We start from the raw sequence: 18,967 nt of genomic DNA, 5'->3' as shown, positions 1-18,967 counted from the left end.
TCCCCGCCGCTGACGCAAGGGGACGGCGAAGGGGCCGTGCAGGATCCGAAGGCGAAGGGCTTTCTCTCCCGGCCGCGTCTCGCCTTCGACGCCGTGCATGTGCGCCCGACGAACGCTTCGTCGTCCCCTCCCGCCAGCGGCGGGAGCCTTCCTCCCTCCCGCTCCGCGCGGGTCGATGTTCCCCTTTTCTGAACAGGATGAAGCCCATGGCTCCCCGCGTTCTCATTTCCGACGCGCTTTCCCCCGCCGCCGTGCAGATCTTCAAAGACCGCGGCATCGAGGTCGATTTCCAGCCGGCGCTGGGCAAGGACAAGGACAAGCTGGCCGAGATCATCGGCAATTATGATGGCCTCGCCATCCGCTCCGCCACCAAGGTGACGCCGAAGATCCTCGCCAATGCCACCCGGCTGAAGGTGGTGGGGCGCGCCGGCATCGGCGTCGACAATGTCGACATCCCGGCCGCCACCGCCAAGGGCGTGATCGTGATGAACACGCCGTTCGGCAACTCCATCACCACCGCCGAGCACGCCATCGCCATGATGTTCGCGCTGGCGCGCGAAATCCCCGCCGCCGATGCCTCCACCCAGGCCGGCAAGTGGGAGAAGAACCGCTTCATGGGCGTGGAGCTGACCGCCAAGACGCTCGGCATCATCGGCTGCGGCAATATCGGCTCCATCGTCGCCGACCGCGCCATCGGGCTGAAGATGAAGGTCATCGCCTTCGACCCCTTCCTCTCGCCGGAGCGCGCCAAGGATATCGGCGTCGAGAAGGTGGAGCTGGACGATCTGCTCGCCCGCGCCGATGTCATCACCCTGCACACGCCGCTGACCGACAAGACCCGCAACGTGCTCTCCGCCGAGGCCATCGCCAAGACGAAGAAGGGCGTGCGCATCGTCAACTGCGCGCGCGGCGGGCTGGTCGACGAGGCGGCGCTGGCGGAAGCGCTGAAGAGCGGCCAGGTCGCGGGCGCGGCCTTCGACGTGTTCATCACCGAGCCGGCGACCGAGAACCCGCTGTTCGGCCTGCCCAACGTGATCTGCACCCCGCATCTCGGCGCCTCCACCACCGAGGCGCAGGAGAATGTCGCGCTGCAGGTGGCCGAGCAGATGAGCGACTATCTGCTGCGCGGCGCCATTTCCAACGCGGTGAACTTCCCCTCGATCACGGCGGAAGAGGCGCCCAAGCTGAAGCCGTTCATCGAACTGGCGGAAAAGCTGGGCTCCTTCGCCGGCCAGCTCACCGACACCGACATCCAGACCGTGCGCATCACCTATGACGGCGCGGTGGCCAGCCTGAAGATCAAGGCGCTGACCTCGGCGGCGGTGGCCGGCCTGCTGCGCCCGGCGCTGGCGGACATCAATGTCGTTTCCGCCCCGAGCATCGCCAAGGAGCGGGGCATCGTGGTGGAAGAGACCACCCGCGAGATCGCCGGCGATTATGAGAGCCTGATCACGCTCACCGTCATCACCGACAAGATGGAGCGCTCCATCTCCGGCACGGTGTTCGCCGATGGGCGCCCGCGCATTGTCGACATCAAGGGCATCAAGGTGGACGCCGAGTTCGCCCCCTCCATGCTCTACGTCACCAATGAGGACAAGCCGGGCTTTGTCGGCCGCTTCGCCGGCCTCTTGGGCGATGCCGGCATCAACATCGCCACCTTCGCGCTCGGCCGCGACCGGCAGGGCGGCGACGCCATCGCGCTGGTGGAAGTGGACGGCTCGGTGCCGGCCGAGCTGCTGGCCCAGGTGCAGCAGCTTCCCTCGGTGAAGCAGGCCAAGCCGCTGGCGTTCTGAGGCGCGGGGCTTTGACGGACCCCGGATGTTGGGCGATCATGCGCCCGACATCCGGGAAAGGGCTCAAACGATGCGGGTCGTAGTCGCGAGGGCAATTTGGGACGACGAGGCGAAAGTCTGGAGCAGCGTCGTTGAGGATTTGCATATCTTCACCGAAGCGCCCTCGATCGAGGTGCTGCGCGAACGTCTTAAGCTGATCGTTCCCGATATGCTGGAAGAACGTGGCGAGGCGGCGGGCGATGTCTCGATCGAGATCATCGCCCATGTATCCGATCACGTGAAGCTCGCCGCCGCATGAGCGATTTCTGGCCCGCGCTCCGTCGTATCCTGATGGATAATGGCTGGGAGCATCTGCGCGAGGCCAAAGGTGACCACGTCGTCTGGTGGCACCCATCGACGGGTCGTACCCTTGTGATCGACAAGGGCACCAAGTCCCGCCACACCATGAACGCGATCCTCAAGGATGCGGGCCTGCCCAAGGCTTTCTGACAAACATCGTCACCCCGGGCGGCCGTCAGGCCGATCCGGGATCGCTCCCCATTCCGACGACGATCCCGGCTCTTCGCTGCGCTTCGGCCGGGATGACGCCCTTCGTCCCTTCGCCGCTTCGTCCGCTCACATCGGGAAGGCGGCGCGGTGCAGGCGGGCGGCGGCCTTGGCGAGGGCGACGATCTGTTCCCAGTCGCCCATCGTCACCGCCTCGTTCGGCGCCACCCAGGAACCGCCGACGGCGAGGATGTTGGGCTGGGCGAGATAGGCGCCGACATTGGACGGGCTGATGCCGCCGGTCGGGCAGAAGCGCAGATCGGGGAGCGGGCCGGCGAGCGACTTGATGAGATTGACCCCGCCCACCGCTTCCGCCGGGAACAGCTTGAGCACGGGGAAGCCGAGGGCGTGCAGCGTCATCGCCTCGGTGGCGGTGGCGCAGCCGGGCATGACCGGCACCGGCGCTTCCGCCAGCGCTTCCGCCAGCGCCGGCGGACAGCCGGGGCTGACGAGGAAGCGCGCGCCGGCGTCGATGGATTTCTGGATCAGGTCCGGCCGCGTCACCGTGCCGGCGCCGACGATGGCGTCGGGCACCTCGGCGGCGATGGCGGCGATGGCCTCCAGCGCGGCGGGCGTGCGCAGCGTCACCTCGATCAGCGGCAGCCCGCCCTCGGTAAGTGCCCGGGCGAGCTTCACCCCCGCCGCGACGCTCGGCACGGTGACGACGGGAACGACGGGGGCGCGGGCGAGCAGGAAGCTGGGGTCGGGAAGCGACATCGGGCACCTTGCGGAGATTTGCGAGGACAGGTTGCGCCATGAAGACCGCCGGGCGCCGGCTTGTCGAGAGGTGCAGGCAAGATTTGTGCACTGCGGCATCGACGCCGGCGGGGTTCCGCCCGCCGGCCGGACCGGCTAGCCTGACCGCCGCTTGGCGCCAGCCGACCGGCAGGGGGCCCGGGGAGGGGCCACCGCGTCGCGCGCCCTTGCCATGCGAGTTGCCAAGCCATCTGCCACGCCATCTGCCACGCCATCCCCGCCACCGGAGTGAGGCCATGACCTGCCGTCCGTTGCTGTTCGCCCTGCCCGCGCTCGCCCTCCTGTCGGGGGTCGCGCGGGCGGACCAGATCGTCATTCCCCTGCCGCAGGGGGAGAAGGCCGAGACGATCCGCGTCACCTATGCGTGCGGCGCCTTCGGCGCGGTCGCGGCGGTGTATGTCAATGCCCCGCCGGTGGCGCTGGTCAGCCTGTCGTTCAAGGACGAGTTCGTGGTGGCGGCCAATGTCATCGCCGCGTCCGGCGCGCGCTATGCCGGCGGCAAATATATCTGGTGGAGCAAGGGCGACAGCGCCGACCTCTACGACGTGACCCTGGGCGAGGATTCGGCACCGGTGGCCTCATGCGCCTCGGCCAAAAGCGACCCCTCGTGAGCGGCTTCGCGCGCGGCCTCGCGGCCGGGCTCTTCGCGGCGCGGGGCGCGCCGACGCGGCGGGCGGCGGACCTCCGGCAGGTGCTGCTGGATGACGAGGAACAGCAACGCCGTGCTCCAGCCGAACATCATGATGCCGCTGCCGGCGGTCATCGGGTCGATCAGCCGGGTGCCGGCGTCCTGCGTCGACTCACCGAAGCCGAGCGCGGTGTAGTTGACGAAGGCGGAATAAAAGGCGTCGTTGTGGTCTTCGACGATGCCCTGCGCGGCATAGACCGTGGCCCAGAAGCCGACCTCAATGAGATGGGCGATGAGCAGCACGACATTGGCGACGGTGAGCGCGAGCAGCAGCCGCAGCCGCGGATGCTGCTTGAACCTGTTGTCATAGGCGTCCGCAAAATCGAGCAGGATGTAGGTCGCCATCAGATGAATCAGCATCACCAGCATCATCACCGTGATCCCGATGCCGATTTCCTCAATGATCATCGTCGTTTGCCCGCGCGCCGGAGGAGGGAGTGCCGATGCAGTTAAGCATCCGCCCGCTTAACACGGCGGAAATCGGGCTGGCGATCGAGTGGGCGGCGGGAGAAGGGTGGAATCCCGGCCTGGCCGACGCGGCGTGCTTCGCCACCGTTGATCCCGCGGGTTTTCGGGTGGCGGAGGTCGAGGGCCGACCGGCCGCCGTCATCTCGGTGGTGAATTACGACGCGCGCTTCGCCTTTCTCGGCTTCTACATCGTGCGGCCGGAGCTGCGCGGGCAGGGAATCGGCTTCCGGCTCTGGCAGGCCGGCCTCGCTCATGCCGGCGAGCGCACCATCGGCCTCGACGGGGTGGTGGCGCAGCAGGCCAATTATAGCAGGCAGGGCTTCGTCCTCTCCCACCGCAATATCCGCTTCGCCGGCACGCCGGGGCCGGGTGAGGTGGGGGAGACGGTGGACCTCGCGCAGGTGCCGTTCGAGGCGGTCGCGGCCAGCGATGCCCTTGTGTTTCCCGCCCCCCGTGCCGGCTTTCTCAAGGCGTGGACCACGGCGCCGGCCCATGCCGGCCGGGCGGTGCTGCGGGACGGGCGGCTTGCCGGCTGGGGCGTGGTGCGCCCGGCGCGGGCGGGCTGGAAGATCGGGCCGCTGGTGGCGGAAGATGCCGAGGTGGCGGAGACGCTGTTCCGCGCGCTGCGGGCGGCGGCGGGGGATGAGCCGGTGGTGCTCGACGTGCCCGAGCCGAATGAGGCGGCGCTGGCGCTCGCCCGCCGGCACGGGCTCGCCCCGGTTTTCGAGACCGCGCGGATGTACCGGGGCTCACTCCGCCCGGCGACGCTCGCCCCGCTCTATGGCGTCACCAGCTTCGAACTGGGATGAGACCGGGCGCCCGGTCTTCGGCGCCCAGCGCGTGGCGATGATGACGCCCGCCAGCACCAGCGCATAGCCGGCGGCGTGGTAGAGATGCGGGCGCTCGCCGAGAAAGACGATGGCCAGCACCGAGCCGAACACCGGCATCAGGTGGAAGAACGGCGCGGCGCGATTCGGGCCGACCAGCAGCACCGCGCGGTTGAAGAACAGATAGGCCAGCAGCGAGGGAAACAGCGCGACATAGGCGATGGCGGTGATCGCCTTGGCATCGAAGGTCAGCGGCGGGCCGATGATGCGCTCGGCGATGAAAAGCGGGGTGAGCAGGATGAGGCCGAGGCCGAGGCTGATGCCGAGAAAGCCGAGCGCGGAAAAGGCCGGCCGGCGCGCCAGCAGCGCGGCATAAGCGCCGTAGAGCGTCATGGCGGCGATCACCCACAGATCGCCCTTGTTGAAGCCGATGTTCACCAGCACCGCCGGATCGCCGCGGCAGATGATGGTGAGCACGCCGAGCAGCGACAGGCCGATGCCGATTCCCTGCCCGACCGACAGCCGCTCGCCATTCAGCAGCAGCGACCAGAAGGCGATGAGCAGCGGGCCGGTCGACTGGATCAGCAGCACGTTGAGCGCCGGGGTGAATTGCAGCCCGTGATACTGCATCGTGTTGAACAGGGTGATGCCGGCGAGGGCGAGAATCCCGACCAGCTTCCAGTGCCGGCGCAGCAGCGGCCAATCCGCCCGCATGGACGGCCAGGCGAAGGGCAGCAGGATGGCGACCGCCAGTGCCCAGCGCAGCCAGGCGAGAGTGACCGGCGGCACATGGCCGGCGACATGCCGGCCCATCACGATATTGCCCGCCCAGAACAGCGAGACCAGGGTGAGCAGCAGATAAGGCGCGTCGAACAGGCGGCGGAACATTGGCAGGCACCGGTGCGGAACGGGTAGCCCGCCGAGGCTTTAGCGCATTTGTCACACAGAGGCGCCGCCGGGCGGGCGGCGCGTGCATGAAATCTTCTGATCCATCGCCGCGTGGCGGTGATGGAACGGGCCTGCGGCGGGCCGTCAGCCGGCGCGGATGACGAGAACCGTGCCCCAGGGATCGGCGACAGCGAAGCCCTGCGCGCGCGCCGTCACCGTCTCGCCCGCCGCGGTCAGGCGCGCGCGTACCGCGTCCACGGCGGCGGCGTCGGGCAGGACGATCTCACAGTCGATGAGGCCGACGCTGTTCGTCGGGGCCGCCTTGCCGCCGCGGCTCTGCCAGATGTTGAGGCCGAGATGGTGGTGATAGCCGCCGGCGCTGACGAACAGCGCGCCGGGATAGCGGTCCGTCGTCACCGCGAAGCCGAGCGCGTCGACATAGAAGCGGCGGGCACTGGCGAGGTCGCCGACCTGCAGATGCACATGGCCGACGCGCGTGCCCGCCGGCATCGGCGCGTCGAGCGCGGTGTCCGCCGGCACCTCGGCGAGCAGGTGCCGCAGATCGAGCGGGCGCGTCGCCATCTCCACCGTCGCCTTGTCCCAGCGCCACTCGCCTTCCGGCCGGTCGCGATAGATTTCGATGCCGTTGCCGTCGGGATCGTCGAGATAGAGCGCCTCGCTCACCAGATGGTCGGAGGCGCCCAGCCGCACGCCCTGCGCGACCAGACGGCGCAGCACCACGGCGAGCGCGGGACGATCCGGCACCAGCAGCGCGACATGGAACAGGCCGGTAGTGCCGGCCGGGCGCGCATGGGCATCCGGCGCGCCGACCAGCTCGATCAGCGTCTGATTGCCAACGCCGAGGCGCAAGCTGCCATCCTCGCCCTTGCCGAGCAGCGTGAGACCCACCGTGCCGGTGTAGAACGCGGCCGCGCGCGCCGCGTCGCGCACGCGCAGGCGCACCGCGCCCATTTTCAGCCCCGCCGGCAAGGCGGGCGTGGCGGTGGAAAGCGGCGCGGCGGACAGGGTGGTCATGGCGGCCTCACGGCGTTGGCGTTGTGCCATGAAGGTCGTGCAAGGAGAGGGGGACTGCAACCGTTCGATGATTGCGGCTGTGCAATATCGCCCTGCCATGGTCGCCTGCGGCGCCGTGCCTTGTGCATCGGGCGAGCGGTGAAGCCCGCGTTCTTGCCTCTCAGGGTGTCATACCTTAAGACGATGCAGCCCCGGTCGGACGTTCGCCGGGGCTTTGTCTGTGCGCGGGCACGGCACGCCGCCGCACCCCGCCTCGCAATGCAGGAGCGTGGCTCGTGGCGAATGTGGTCGTCGTCGGTTCCCAGTGGGGCGACGAGGGTAAGGGCAAGATTGTCGATTGGCTGAGCGAGCAGGCGGACGTGGTCGTCCGCTTCCAGGGCGGCCACAATGCCGGGCATACGCTCGTCGTCGGCAACAAGACCTACAAATTGTCGCTGCTGCCGTCCGGACTGGTGCGCGGTGCCCGGCTGTCGATCATCGGCAATGGCGTGGTGCTGGACCCCTGGGCGCTGGTGGATGAGATCACCCGCATCACCGGCCAGGGCGTGGAAGTGACGCCGGAACGCCTGCGCGTGGCAGAGAATGCCGCGCTGATCCTGCCGCTGCACCGCGAACTGGACGCGATTCGCGAGAACGCCTCCGCCGGCACCAAGATCGGCACCACCAAGCGCGGCATCGGCCCGGCCTATGAGGACAAGGTGGGCCGGCGCGCCATCCGCCTCGTCGACCTCGCCTCGCCCGACACGCTCGACGCCAAGATCGAGCGGCTGCTGGCGCATCACAATGCGCTGCGGCGCGGCCTCGGCATCGAGGAAGTCGACGCCGCGCGGCTGCGCGAGGAACTGAACGAGATCGCCCCCAAGGTGCTGCCCTATATGGACCGGGCCTGGGCGCTGCTCGACGACGAGCGCCGGCGCGGCGCGAAAATCCTGTTCGAGGGCGCGCAGGGCGCGCTGCTCGATGTCGACCACGGCACCTATCCTTTTGTGACCTCCTCCAACACGGTCGCGGCGCAGGCGGCGACCGGCTCCGGCCTCGGCCCGGGCGCGATCGGCTATGTGCTCGGCATCACCAAGGCCTATACTACCCGCGTCGGCGAAGGCCCGTTCCCGACCGAACTGCATGACGATACCGGCCGGCGCATTGGCGAGCGCGGCCACGAGTTCGGCACCGTTACCGGCCGGCCGCGCCGCTGCGGCTGGTTCGACGCCGCGCTGGTGCGCCAGACCGTGCGCACGTCAGGCATCAACGGCATCGCGCTTACCAAGCTCGACGTGCTGGACGGCTTTGACGAACTGAAGATCTGCACGCGCTACCGGCTCGACGGGCGGGAGATCGACTATTTCCCCGCCGGGCAGGACGCGCAGGCGCGGGTCGAGCCGGTCTATGTGACGATCGAGGGCTGGAGCGAATCGACCGCCGGCGCCCGCTCCTGGGCCGATCTTCCGGCCGAGGCGGTCAAGTATGTGCGTCTCATCGAGGAACTGATCGGCTGCCCGGTGGCTTTGCTGTCCACCAGCCCCGAGCGCGATGATACGATCCTGGTGCAGAACCCGTTCGAATCCTAGACCTCTCCTCCGGACCTGATCGCTTCCCATGGCCGACTACTACCCGCTCATCGCCCGCGCCGTTGGCGGCCTTCCCGACAAGACGCCCGAGGCGCGCAAGGCTGTGTATGAGCGGGCGCGGCGGGCGCTCCTCGCTCAGTTGACGGCGGTCGACCCGCCGCTGTCCGAGCCCGATGTCGCGCGCGAGCAGCAGGCGCTGGAGACGGCGATCGGCCGGGTGGAGGCGGATTTCGGCGCGGCGGCCCCGGCCGCCCCGCCGGCACGGCCCGCGAGCCCCCCGGCGCCGCCCGCCGCGCCGGCGCCTCAGCCTGCCGCCCCGCCGGCGCCGGCGACGCCCCCGGCCGCACGGGCGCCGCTGGCCGCTTCGGCCCCGCCCGTGTCGCCGGCCAGTTTCCCGGAAGCCGCCCCGCAGCCGCGCTGGTCCGGCCGCCCGGTCGAGCGGGAAGCCGAGCGGGAAGCCGAGCCGGTGGCGGGCTTCCACCCGACCGAGGCGGAAGCGGTCGCCGCCGGGCTGGAGCCGCCGCGCGGCGCCGGCCGGGGCGACTGGCGCAGCGAAGCCGCCCGGCTGGTGCGCGAGCGCGAAGCCGAGGAAACCGTCCCGGCGGAGGCGCCGGCGGCGGTGGACGAGCCAGTGGCGGACGCACCGCCCGCCAAGGGCGGACGCAGCCGCTTCATCGGCCTTGGCGTGTTCCTGCTGCTGCTGATCGCCGGCGGCGTGGTCGGCTACACCCAGCGTGCGGCCATTGTCGGCCTGATTCACGGCGGTTCGGGCAATGGCGCGCCGACGGCGCAGGCGCCCGCCACGCCCGCGCGCACCGATGCGCCGAAATCGACCGACCGCATCACCCAGGCGGACGATGCCGGCCCGGCGCCGTCCAGCGCGCCGCAGGCAGCCGCAGGTGCGGAAGCCGGCATCGGCGCCGAGCAGCGCGCCGTGCTGTTCGAGGAAAGCCCCGGCGGCGGCGAGCAGGGCCTGCAGCAATATGTCGGCACGGTCGAGTGGAGCACGGAGCGGGCCAGCGCCAGCGCCGGCCAGCCGGCCGATCTCGGCGTGCGGGCGGAAATCTCCATCCCCGCGCGCAATTTCAGCGCCACGCTGACCTTCCGCCGCAACCAGGATCCGTCGATCCCGGCCTCGCATATTGTCGAGGTGCAGTTCAAGCTGCCGCCCGGCTTCGACCTCGGCAACATTTCCAGCGTGCCGGGGATGCGGGCGAAGGCGTCGGAAGGGGCGCAGGGCGCGCCGCTGACCGGCCTCGCCGTGCGGGTGGCGCCGAACTATTTCCTGATCGGCCTGTCCTCGCTGCCGGCCGATGTGCAGCGCAATCTCGGCTTCATCATCAGCCGCAACTGGCTGGACCTGCCGCTGGTGTTCGAGAATGGCCGCCGCGCCATTCTGGTGCTGGACAAGGGCGGTGCCGGTCAGGCGGCGTTCCGCGAGGCCTATACGGCCTGGGGGCTCACCTCGGCGCCGCCCGCGCAGGAGCCGGCGCAGGGCCAGCAGTAGGGGCAGGCCTCCAATCCGAAGGGAGAGCGCGCCGCGCCTTCACGACGACGAGACGACGACAGGGGGAAGCCGCGCGCTTCCCCTTTTTGTTGGTGCCGGCGAAGCGCGGGCGCGGGGTCGGGCAGGGATGCCGGGCAGGGATGCTGACAGGATGCGGGCGCGGATGCGGGCGCGGATGAGGTCTCGGGGTGCCGGTGGGTCATTGTCATGCGTCCGGCGCAAGGGCGGTATCTGGTATGTGGTATACCAGAGCAATGCGCGGTCGCGTATGTTGCATCGCAACAGAGACGCGATCGGAGTCGGCGCATGTTTCAGTCGGTCTATCCCCTCCTGCCGCTGCTCATCCTCGTCCATGCCTGGATGACGATCCTGATCGTCGAATTGCTGGGCGAGGAGGAGACGGCGGGCATGGCGCCGGAGTGCTTCCCGGCGTGATGCAAAAAACCCCGCGGCGGCGCCGCGGGGTTTTGCTTTGTCGCTCGTGAGGCGGCGCGTGCCGGATCAGGCGGCGGCGCGGCCCTTGAGCACCTCGACCAGCGTCTTTCCGAGCCGCGCGGGGGAGGGGGAGACCACGATGCCGGCCTCTTCCATCGCCGCGATCTTGTCCTCGGCGCCGCCCTTGCCGCCGGAGATGATGGCGCCGGCATGGCCCATGCGGCGGCCGGGAGGGGCGGTGCGGCCGGCGATGAAGCCGACCATCGGCTTCTTGCGGCCGCGCTTGGCCTCGTCCTTGAGGAACTGCGCCGCTTCCTCTTCCGCCGAGCCACCGATCTCGCCGATCATGACGATGGATTCGGTGGCGTCGTCGGCCAGGAACAGCTCCAGCACGTCGATGAACTCGGTACCCTTGACCGGGTCGCCGCCAATGCCGACGGCGGTGGTCTGGCCGAGGCCTTCCTGCGAGGTCTGGAACACCGCCTCATAGGTCAGCGTGCCCGAGCGCGAGACGACGCCGACCGAGCCCTTCTTGAAGATGTTGGCCGGCATGATGCCGATCTTGCACTCGCCGGCGGTGACGATGCCGGGGCAGTTGGGGCCGACGAGGCGGGACTTGGAGCCGTCCAGCGCGCGGCGCACCTTCACCATGTCGAGCACCGGAATGCCCTCGGTGATGCAGACGATGAGCGGAATTTCCGCCGCGATCGCCTCGCAGATGGCATCGGCCGCGCCCGGAGGCGGCACATAGATGACCGAGGCATCGGCGCCGGTCTTCTCGCGCGCCTCGGCGACGGTGTCGAACACCGGCAGGCCGAGATGGGTGGAGCCGCCCTTGCCCGGCGAGGTGCCGCCGACCACCTGCGAGCCATAGGCCATCGCCTGCTCGGAGTGGAAGGTGCCGTTCTTGCCGGTGAAGCCCTGGGTGATGATCTTGGTGTTCTTGTTGATGAGGACCGACATCACACAGTCTCCTTCACGGCCTTGACGATCTTCTGCGCGGCGTCGTCGAGATCGTCGGCGGGGATGACGTTGAGGCCGCTCTCACGGATGATCTGCTTGCCTTCCTCGACATTGGTACCTTCGAGGCGCACCACCAGCGGAACCTTGAGGCCGACCGCCTTCACCGCGGCGATGACGCCGCGCGCGATGACATCGCACTTCATGATGCCGCCGAAGATGTTGACGAGGATGCCCTTCACGCTCGGATCGGAGGTGATGATCTTGAAGGCGGCCGTCACCTTCTCTTCCGTGGCGCCGCCGCCGACGTCGAGGAAGTTGGCCGGGCTTTCGCCATAGAGCTTGATGATGTCGAGCGTCGCCATGGCAAGGCCGGCGCCGTTGACCATGCAGCCAATGGTGCCGTCGAGGGCGATATAGGCGAGGTCGTACTTGGAGGCCTCGATTTCCTTGGCGTCTTCCTCGGTCTCGTCGCGCAGCGCCACCACGTCGGCGTGGCGGTAGAGCGAGTTGGAATCGAAGGAGATCTTGGCGTCGAGGCACTTCAGCTTGCCGTCCTTGGTGACGACGAGCGGGTTGATCTCGAGCATCGCCATGTCCTTGCCGACAAAGGCGGCGTAGAGCTTGGCGACGAGGTCGCCGGCCTGCTTGGCGAGATCGCCGGTGAGGCCGAGCGCCTGCGCGACGGTGCGCCCGTGATGGGGCATCACGCCGGTGGCGGGGTCGACGGAGAAGGTGTGGATCTTCTCAGGAGTGGAGTGGGCGACTTCCTCGATGTCCATGCCGCCTTCGGTGGACACGACGAAGGCGATGCGCGAGGTGGCGCGGTCGACGAGGGCGGAGAGGTAGAACTCCTTGTCGATGTCGGAGCCTTCCTCGATATAGACGCGGTTGACCTGCTTGCCGGCCGGGCCGGTCTGGATGGTCACCAGCGTCTTGCCGAGAATCTGCTTGGCATTGGCCGCCGCTTCCTCGGCCGACTTGACGACGCGCACGCCGCCCTTCTCGCCCGCATCGGCTTCCTTGAACTTGCCCTTGCCACGCCCGCCGGCATGAATCTGGCTCTTCACCACCCATACGGGGCCGGCGACCTTGGCCGCGGCGGCATCCGCCTCGGCAGCGTCGAGAATGGCGACGCCATTGGGCACCGGGACCCCGTATTCGCGGAGCACTCCCTTGGCCTGATATTCATGGATGTTCATTAAATCCGCTCCTCCACAACCGGACGGTCGGGAGAGCCGCCCCGGCCCTCCCGTCGATTGGCGTATCCTATTTCCCTATAGGCGCACACGCGCCAAGACGCTACTGCGCCGAAACGCAGACACCCTATGCCGTTACTGCACGAAGGTGTTGGTCAGCGTCCCGATGCCCTCGATCACGATTTCCACCGTGTTGGTCGGGGCCTTCATCACACCGACGCCGACCGACGTGCCGCAGCAGATGACGTCGCCGGGGTTCAGTGTCATGTCGTGCGAAATGCGGCTCACCAACTGGCGGGCCGAGAACACCATGTCGCTGATCGGGTAGCGCTGGCGCTCGTCGCCATTGAGCACGGTGCGCACGACGAGGCTGGCGGGATCGACATCGGTCGCCACCACCGGCCCGAACGGACCGAAGCCGTCGAAGCTCTTGGCCCGCACCCATTGGGCGAAGGTGGCGTCCTTGTTGATGATGTCGGCCGCGGTGATGTCGTTCACGCAGGTATAGCCGAAGATGTAGCCATCGGCCTCGTCCTCGGAAACGGCGGTCGCCTTCTTGCCGATGACGATGCCGAGTTCGCCTTCATAGACGACCTTGCCGTCATAGGAGGCCGGCCGGTGCACGGTGGCGCCGGGGCTGGTGAGGCAGGAACCGGCTTTCAGCAGGTAAAGCGGATCGGCCGGAACCGGCGAATTCAGCTTCGCCGCCAGGGCATGGAAATTGTTCCACAGCGCGATGATCTTGGTCGGCTCCGTCGGGGCGAGGAGCTCGACCTCGGAGAGCGCGATGCGCTCCCCGGTCGGCGTGGCGCCATTGAACATGTCGCCGCTGTGTACAGTGATGGTGTCGCCCTCGAGCGTGCCGAAGCCGGCCGCGCCCGAGCGCTGGTAACGAACCCAGTGTGCCATTGTCCGCCGAACTCAGTTGTACAGGCCGGCGATCTGCGCGCGCTGGCGGACCAGCGAGAGCACAACGTCGATGGTCGGGGTCGGAATGCCGGCAAGGCGGCCCATTTCCTGCACCACGGTGACGAGCGCGTCGATTTCCATGGCGCGGGAGCGTTCGAGATCCTGCAGCATGGAGGTCTTGTGCGCGCCGACGGCGCCGGCGCCGTCAATGCGGCGCTCCACGCCGACACGGAAATTGACGCCCGACTGGACGGCGATTTCCTGCGCTTCCAGCATCATCGCCTTGGCCACCGCGCGGGTGCCGGGATCGGAGGCGATCACGTCCAGCGTCGCATGGGTGAGGGCGCTGATCGGGTTGAAGCAGAGATTGCCCCACAGCTTCAGCCACAGCTCGTCGCGGATGTTGGGCAGGACGGGCGCGCGCATGCCGCCGGCGGCGAAGGCTTCCGAGAGCTTGGTGGCGCGGTCGGTGATCTCGCCGGAGGGTTCGCCCAGCGGGAACTTGTCGCCATAGACGTGCTTGATCACGCCTGGCTCGACCACTTCGGTCGCGGGATAGACGATGCAGCCAATGGCGCGCTCGGGGCGCAGGCCGTTCCACTGCTTGCCGCCGGGATCGACGCTTTCCAGCGTCTTGTTCTCGAGCTGATCGCCATGCTTGTAGTAGTACCAGTAGGGCACGCCGTTGACGGCGGTGACCACGGCGGTGTCGTTGCCCAGCAGCGGCTGCATGGCGTCAACGACGCCCGGCACCGAATGGGCCTTCAGCGCGACGATGACATAGTCCTGCGGGCCGAGTTCGGCCGGATTGTCGGAGCAGGGAATGTGCTCGACACGCTCTTCGCCGTCGATGAGCAGCTTGAGGCCGTTCTTCTTCATGGCCTCGAGATGGGCGCCACGGGCAACGAGGCTGACATCGACGCCCGCCCGCTTGAGCTGGACGCCAACATAACCGCCGATCGCGCCGGCACCATAGATGCAGACCTTCATGGGACTCCCTCCTATGTCCAGGCTGCCCCCGCGGCGCCCGGACTTGTTTGGTATTTTGTATGCCATGATTAGGTGCAATGAGCCCCTAGTCAAGAGCGAAGGCACGGGCGTGATAAAACGTCGCGCATGTTTAGCCGCTTCGCGTTTCCTGGCGGGGCGTGTTTGCGACGTGTCGCTTAAGTTACTTCGCGAAGGACCGGCTTGTCCACGGTGTATAGGCCAGAACAATTGTCTGAATGAATACGCAAAAGACGGCGCGGGACGTCGCGTTCCACTGGCCGGACAGCAATGCTTACTTTTCTCGGCAAAAACAGTTCGGGGGCGCCAAGCGCCCCCGAAAGTCGTTTCTAATTATGAATGCAGATAAGGTCAGGCGTCCGGCGCGACCGTGTGATTTGCGAGGATTTCCAGCGCCTTGACGAGGGCCGAGTGATCCCAGGCCGAGCCGCCATTGGCGGCGCAGGCGCTGAAAAGCTGCTGCGCCACGGCGGTCGAGGGCAGCGACATCTGCATCTGCCGGGCGCCGTTCAGCGCCAGGTTCAGGTCCTTCTGGTGCAGTTCGATGCGGAAGCCCGGGTTGAAGGTGCGGTTGATCATCCGCTCGCCATGGACTTCCAGAATGCGCGAATTGGCGAAGCCGCCCATCAGCGCCTGGCGCACCTTGGCCGGGTCCGCACCCGCCTTGGAAGCGAACAGCAGCGCTTCGCCGACGGCGAGGATGTTCAGCGCGACGATGATCTGGTTCGCCACCTTGGTGGTCTGGCCGTCGCCATTGCCGCCGACGAGGGTGATGTTCTTGCCCATCTTCTCGAAGAGCGGCTTCACCGTCTCGAACGCCTTCTCCGGGCCGCCGACCATGATGGTGAGCGAGGCCGCCTTGGCGCCGACTTCGCCGCCCGAGACCGGGGCGTCGAGATAGTCGCAGCCGAGCTCGTTGATCTTCTTGGCGAACTCCTTGGTCTCGACCGGGGCGATCGAGGACATGTCGACGACGATCTTGCCGGGGGTGAGGCCGGCGGCGATGCCGTTCTCGCCGAACAGGGCGGCGGCCACATGCGGGGTGTCCGGCACCATGGTGATGATGATGTCGGCGTTCTTCGCCACTTCCGTGCCGGTGGCGCAGGCGACGCCGCCCTTGCCGGTCAGCTCCGCCGGAACCGGCTTGATGTCGTAGAGATAGAGCGTGTGGCCGGCGTCGATGAGATGACCGGCCATGGGCGCGCCCATGATGCCGAGACCGACAAATCCAACATTCGCCATCGTCTTATCCTCGTTTTCCTAGACGTTCGTTTCTTGACCAAGCCGGCCTCACGCCGCGCCGGTGAGTTCCTTCAGCCAGCCGAGGCCGGCCGCCGTGTCGCCCTTCGGCTTGTATTCGCAGCCGACCCAGCCCTCATAGCCGATGGCGTCGAGATGGCGGAACAGGAAGGGGTAGTTGATCTCGCCGGTGCCGGGCTCGTTGCGGCCGGGATTGTCGGCAAGCTGGATATGCGCGATCTGGGCGAGGTTCGCCTCGATGGTGCGGGCGAGATCGCCCTCCATGATCTGCATGTGGTAGATGTCGTACTGGATGAAGAGGTTGTCGGAACCGACCTCTTCGATGATCGCCTTCGCCTGCTTGGTGTAGTTCAGGAAGAAGCCGGGAATGTCGCGGGTGTTGATCGGCTCGATCAGCAGCTTGAGGCCGGCTTCCTTGATCTTCGGCGCGGCGAATTTGAGGTTGTTCACGAAGGTGTTGTGCAGCAGCTCGCGGTCGGCGCCCGCGGGCACGATGCCGGCGAGGATGTTGACCTGCGGGCAGCCGAGCGCCGTGGCGTATTCGATCGCCTTGTCGACGCCGGCGCGGAACTCGTCCACGCGCTCGGGCAGGATGGCGATGCCGCGCTCACCCGCGCCCCAATTGCCGGCGGGGAGATTGTGCAGAACCTGCTTGAGATTGTTGGCCTTGAGCTTGGCGACCAGTTCCTCGACCGCGAAGTCATAGGGGAACAGGTACTCAACGCCGGTGAAACCGGCGGCGGCGGCCTTCTCGAAACGATCGAGGAAGGGCACCTCGTTGAACAGCATGGTGAGATTGGCGGCAAAACGGGGCATGGACCGCTCCTGGGGCAGGACGTTTCTGGGGCTTTGGCACGCGCCGGGCGGCGGCGTGCCGTTAGCTTTATGGGCGCCCTTGCCGTCGATGGCATGAAGGCGCACCGGGCGGAGGCGCCGGGCTCCCGCCGGAGGTGAGAAGGGCGCGGGCGGTGCTGCCGCCCGGCGCCCGGCCGATCACGCCTTGGCGGCCTCTTCGAGCGGCAGGTCGAGGACTTCCTCGAACTCGTTCACCGCGTCGATCTCGGTGCCCATGGCGATGTTGGTGACGCGCTCGAGGATGAACTCCATCACCACGGGAACCTGATGCTCCTGCATCAGCGCCTTGGCCTTGACGAAGGCGTCCTTGAACTCGTTCGGCGAGGAGACGCGCACCGCCTTGCAGCCGAGGCCTTCCGCCACCGCGACATGGTCGACACCATAGCCGGCATTCTCGTCGGCATTGATGTTGTCGAAGGCGAGCGAGACCTCGAAGTCCATGTTGAAGCCGCGCTGCGCCTGACGGATCAGCCCGAGATAGGAGTTGTTCACCACCACATGGATGTAGGGCAGCTTGTGCTGGGCGCCGACGGCGAGTTCCTCGATGAGGAACTGGAAGTCATAGTCGCCCGAGAGCGCCACGATTTCCGCATCCGGGTCCGCCGCGCGCACGCCGAGCGCCGCTGGCAGGGTCCAGCCGAGCGGGCCGGCCTGGCCGCAATTGATCCAGTTGCGCGGCTTGTAGACGTGCAGCATCTGCGCGCCGGCGATCTGGCTGAGGCCGATGGTGGAGACGTAGCGCGTGTCGCGGCCGAACGCCTCGTTCATCTCCTCATAGACGCGCTGCGGCTTCAGCGGCACGTTGTCGAAATGCGTCTTGCGCAGCATGGTCTTCTTGCGGTCGAGGCATTCCTTGGCCCAGGCGGAGCGATCCTTCAGCTTGCCGGCGGCCTTGTATTCCTTCGCCACCTCGATGAAGAGGTCGAGCGCCGCGCCGGCATCGGAGACGATGCCGAGATCCGGCCCGAAGACGCGGCCGATCTGGGTCGGCTCGATATCGACGTGAATGAACGTGCGGCCCTTGGTGTAGACATCGACCGAGCCGGTGTGGCGGTTCGCCCAGCGATTGCCGATGCCGAACACGAAGTCCGACGCCAGCATGTTGGCATTGCCGTAGCGGTGCGAGGTCTGCAGGCCGCACATGCCGGCCATCAAATCGTGATCGTCGGGAATGGTGCCCCAGCCCATCAGGGTCGGGATGACCGGCACGCCGGTCAGCTCGGCGAATTCGACCAGCTTGTCGGAAGCGTCCGCATTGATGATGCCGCCGCCGGAGACGATGAGCGGGCGCTCCGCCTCGTTCAGCATGGCAAGCGCCTTCTCGGCCTGCTTGCGCGTCGCCTTGGGCTTGTAGACATCGAGCGGGGCGTAGGTCTCTTCGTCGAACTCGATCTCGGCGAGCTGCACGTCGATCGGCAGGTCGATCAGCACCGGGCCGGGACGGCCGGAGCGCATGACGTGGAAGGCCTGCTGGAACACCATCGGCACCAGCGCCGGCTCGCGGACCATAACAGCCCATTTGGCGACCGGCTTGGCGATGGATTCGATATCCACCGCCTGGAAGTCTTCCTTATAGAGGCGCGCGCGCGGCGCCTGGCCGGTGATGCACAGGATCGGGATCGAATCGGCGGAAGCCGAATAGAGGCCGGTGATCATGTCGGTGCCGGCGGGGCCGGATGTGCCGATGCACACGCCGATATTGCCGGCCTTGGCGCGGGTGTAGCCTTCCGCCATGTGCGAGGCGGCCTCGACATGGCGGGCCAGAATGTGGCGCGTCTGGCCATAGGCGCGCATCGCGGAATAGAGCGGATTGATCGCGGCACCGGGCACGCCGAAGGCGGTGGTGACGCCTTCCATTGCGAGAATCCGGATCGCCGCATCGACGGCACGCATCTTGGCCATGGCACTTCCTCCTCGCGTCGCAGGACGGCGGGGGCTCGCCCCTTTCGAGGGGCTGGCGGCGCCCGGCACCGGCCTGTCCGACCTGTTCAAAACATTGTCCGGTGCCGGATTCCGCCTGTGTGCGCCGGCTCGAAGGAGACGGGGCGCATGCTGCGGAGCGGCAATATTCTTTCCGCACTGCGGAATGAATTTCCGAAATCGCGGAAAACATGCCACGACATGTCCATTTCCGCAATACGGGATATATTTCTGGTTTGCGAAAATTCGGCGAATGCGCCTTTATGCGGGGACGCCCTCTCGCCGGGCGGTGACATAGGATAAGCGAGGGGGCGTGCGCCCGGGCGGCGCGAGGGCGCTGTCCCT

19 protein-coding genes are annotated in these 18,967 nt (G+C 67.6%); 8 read left to right on the top strand and 11 right to left on the bottom strand.

Annotated elements, in window-relative coordinates:
• The first annotated feature begins 206 nt into the window (after positions 1-206).
• From serA to AAC979_RS14255, 3 genes are read left to right on the top strand one after another with little or no spacing between them, the layout of a single operon-like run.
• Positions 207-1,793, top strand: coding sequence for a phosphoglycerate dehydrogenase (gene serA / locus AAC979_RS14265; protein ID WP_371347537.1), 1,587 nt, complete (start codon positions 207-209; stop codon positions 1,791-1,793).
• A 25-nt stretch (positions 1,794-1,818) separates the two neighbouring features.
• Positions 1,819-2,091, top strand: a complete 273-nt coding sequence (locus AAC979_RS14260) for a DUF1902 domain-containing protein (protein ID WP_371347536.1) — start codon at positions 1,819-1,821, stop codon at positions 2,089-2,091.
• The gene (locus AAC979_RS14255; RefSeq protein ID WP_371347535.1) at positions 2,088-2,282 is read left to right on the top strand and encodes a type II toxin-antitoxin system HicA family toxin; all 195 of its coding nucleotides are present in this window, start codon (positions 2,088-2,090) and stop codon (positions 2,280-2,282) included. The genes AAC979_RS14260 and AAC979_RS14255 overlap by 4 nt, the downstream gene beginning before the upstream one ends.
• 126 nt (positions 2,283-2,408) lie before the next feature.
• Here AAC979_RS14255 and eda read toward each other — a convergent pair whose 3' ends face one another.
• Positions 2,409-3,056, bottom strand: a complete 648-nt coding sequence (eda, locus tag AAC979_RS14250; protein WP_371347534.1) for a bifunctional 4-hydroxy-2-oxoglutarate aldolase/2-dehydro-3-deoxy-phosphogluconate aldolase — start codon at positions 3,054-3,056, stop codon at positions 2,409-2,411.
• Between the two features lie 275 nt (positions 3,057-3,331).
• Between eda and AAC979_RS14245 the strand changes: the two genes are divergently transcribed.
• Positions 3,332-3,706 (top strand): MliC family protein, encoded by a 375-nt coding sequence (locus AAC979_RS14245; RefSeq protein WP_371347533.1) that lies wholly within the window; start codon positions 3,332-3,334, stop codon positions 3,704-3,706.
• Here the strand turns inward: AAC979_RS14245 and AAC979_RS14240 are convergent.
• Positions 3,634-4,191: a two pore domain potassium channel family protein gene (locus tag AAC979_RS14240; protein ID WP_371347532.1), complete on the bottom strand. Its 558-nt coding sequence runs from the start codon at positions 4,189-4,191 to the stop codon at positions 3,634-3,636. The genes AAC979_RS14245 and AAC979_RS14240 overlap by 73 nt on opposite strands.
• Before the next feature lie 35 nt (positions 4,192-4,226).
• Between AAC979_RS14240 and AAC979_RS14235 the strand changes: the two genes are divergently transcribed.
• Positions 4,227-5,060 carry a GNAT family N-acetyltransferase gene (locus AAC979_RS14235; protein WP_371347531.1) on the top strand — a complete coding sequence of 278 codons (834 nt, stop codon included), beginning with the start codon at positions 4,227-4,229 and terminating at the stop codon, positions 5,058-5,060.
• Here AAC979_RS14235 and AAC979_RS14230 read toward each other — a convergent pair.
• Positions 5,001-5,966 (bottom strand): DMT family transporter, encoded by a 966-nt coding sequence (locus AAC979_RS14230; protein WP_371347530.1) that lies wholly within the window; start codon positions 5,964-5,966, stop codon positions 5,001-5,003. The genes AAC979_RS14235 and AAC979_RS14230 overlap by 60 nt on opposite strands.
• 144 nt (positions 5,967-6,110) lie before the next feature.
• Positions 6,111-7,001, bottom strand: a complete 891-nt coding sequence (locus AAC979_RS14225; protein ID WP_371347529.1) for a VOC family protein — start codon at positions 6,999-7,001, stop codon at positions 6,111-6,113.
• A gap of 275 nt (positions 7,002-7,276) precedes the next feature.
• Here AAC979_RS14225 and AAC979_RS14220 point away from each other — a divergent pair, with 275 nt between their 5' ends.
• The 3 genes from AAC979_RS14220 to AAC979_RS14210 all read left to right on the top strand — a co-directional run bounded on the left by AAC979_RS14220 (position 7,277) and on the right by AAC979_RS14210 (position 10,511).
• Positions 7,277-8,569 carry an adenylosuccinate synthase gene (locus AAC979_RS14220; RefSeq protein ID WP_371347528.1) on the top strand — a complete coding sequence of 431 codons (1,293 nt, stop codon included), beginning with the start codon at positions 7,277-7,279 and terminating at the stop codon, positions 8,567-8,569.
• A 28-nt stretch (positions 8,570-8,597) separates the two neighbouring features.
• Positions 8,598-10,076 carry a hypothetical protein gene (locus AAC979_RS14215; RefSeq protein WP_371347527.1) on the top strand — a complete coding sequence of 493 codons (1,479 nt, stop codon included), beginning with the start codon at positions 8,598-8,600 and terminating at the stop codon, positions 10,074-10,076.
• Between the two features lie 306 nt (positions 10,077-10,382).
• Positions 10,383-10,511 carry a hypothetical protein gene (locus AAC979_RS14210; RefSeq protein WP_371347526.1) on the top strand — a complete coding sequence of 43 codons (129 nt, stop codon included), beginning with the start codon at positions 10,383-10,385 and terminating at the stop codon, positions 10,509-10,511.
• A 66-nt stretch (positions 10,512-10,577) separates the two neighbouring features.
• Here AAC979_RS14210 and sucD read toward each other — a convergent pair whose 3' ends face one another.
• The 7 genes from sucD to gcl form a co-directional block, all read right to left on the bottom strand.
• Positions 10,578-11,474 carry a succinate--CoA ligase subunit alpha gene (gene sucD / locus AAC979_RS14205; RefSeq protein WP_371347525.1) on the bottom strand — a complete coding sequence of 299 codons (897 nt, stop codon included), beginning with the start codon at positions 11,472-11,474 and terminating at the stop codon, positions 10,578-10,580.
• Entirely contained in the window at positions 11,474-12,673 is a 1,200-nt protein-coding gene (sucC, locus tag AAC979_RS14200) for an ADP-forming succinate--CoA ligase subunit beta (protein WP_371347524.1), read from the bottom strand. The genes sucD and sucC overlap by 1 nt, the downstream gene beginning before the upstream one ends.
• Before the next feature lie 132 nt (positions 12,674-12,805).
• Positions 12,806-13,579, bottom strand: coding sequence for a fumarylacetoacetate hydrolase family protein (locus tag AAC979_RS14195; protein ID WP_371347523.1), 774 nt, complete (start codon positions 13,577-13,579; stop codon positions 12,806-12,808).
• Between the two features lie 12 nt (positions 13,580-13,591).
• Positions 13,592-14,569 carry a 2-dehydropantoate 2-reductase gene (locus AAC979_RS14190; protein WP_371347522.1) on the bottom strand — a complete coding sequence of 326 codons (978 nt, stop codon included), beginning with the start codon at positions 14,567-14,569 and terminating at the stop codon, positions 13,592-13,594.
• A gap of 369 nt (positions 14,570-14,938) precedes the next feature.
• Positions 14,939-15,829 (bottom strand): 2-hydroxy-3-oxopropionate reductase, encoded by an 891-nt coding sequence (glxR, locus tag AAC979_RS14185; RefSeq protein WP_371347521.1) that lies wholly within the window; start codon positions 15,827-15,829, stop codon positions 14,939-14,941.
• A 48-nt stretch (positions 15,830-15,877) separates the two neighbouring features.
• Entirely contained in the window at positions 15,878-16,663 is a 786-nt protein-coding gene (gene otnI, locus AAC979_RS14180; protein WP_371347520.1) for a 2-oxo-tetronate isomerase, read from the bottom strand.
• 177 nt (positions 16,664-16,840) lie between these two features.
• A complete protein-coding gene (gene gcl / locus AAC979_RS14175; RefSeq protein WP_371347519.1) occupies positions 16,841-18,604 on the bottom strand; it encodes a glyoxylate carboligase in 1,764 nt (587 codons plus the stop codon).
• Between the last annotated feature and the right edge of the window lie 363 nt (positions 18,605-18,967).

Source organism: Ancylobacter sp. IITR112, from assembly GCF_041415945.1.
Classification (GTDB): domain Bacteria; phylum Pseudomonadota; class Alphaproteobacteria; order Rhizobiales; family Xanthobacteraceae; genus Ancylobacter.
The sequence above is the reverse complement of the archived record's forward strand: the minus strand, read 5'-3'. Positions and strand labels throughout refer to the sequence as shown.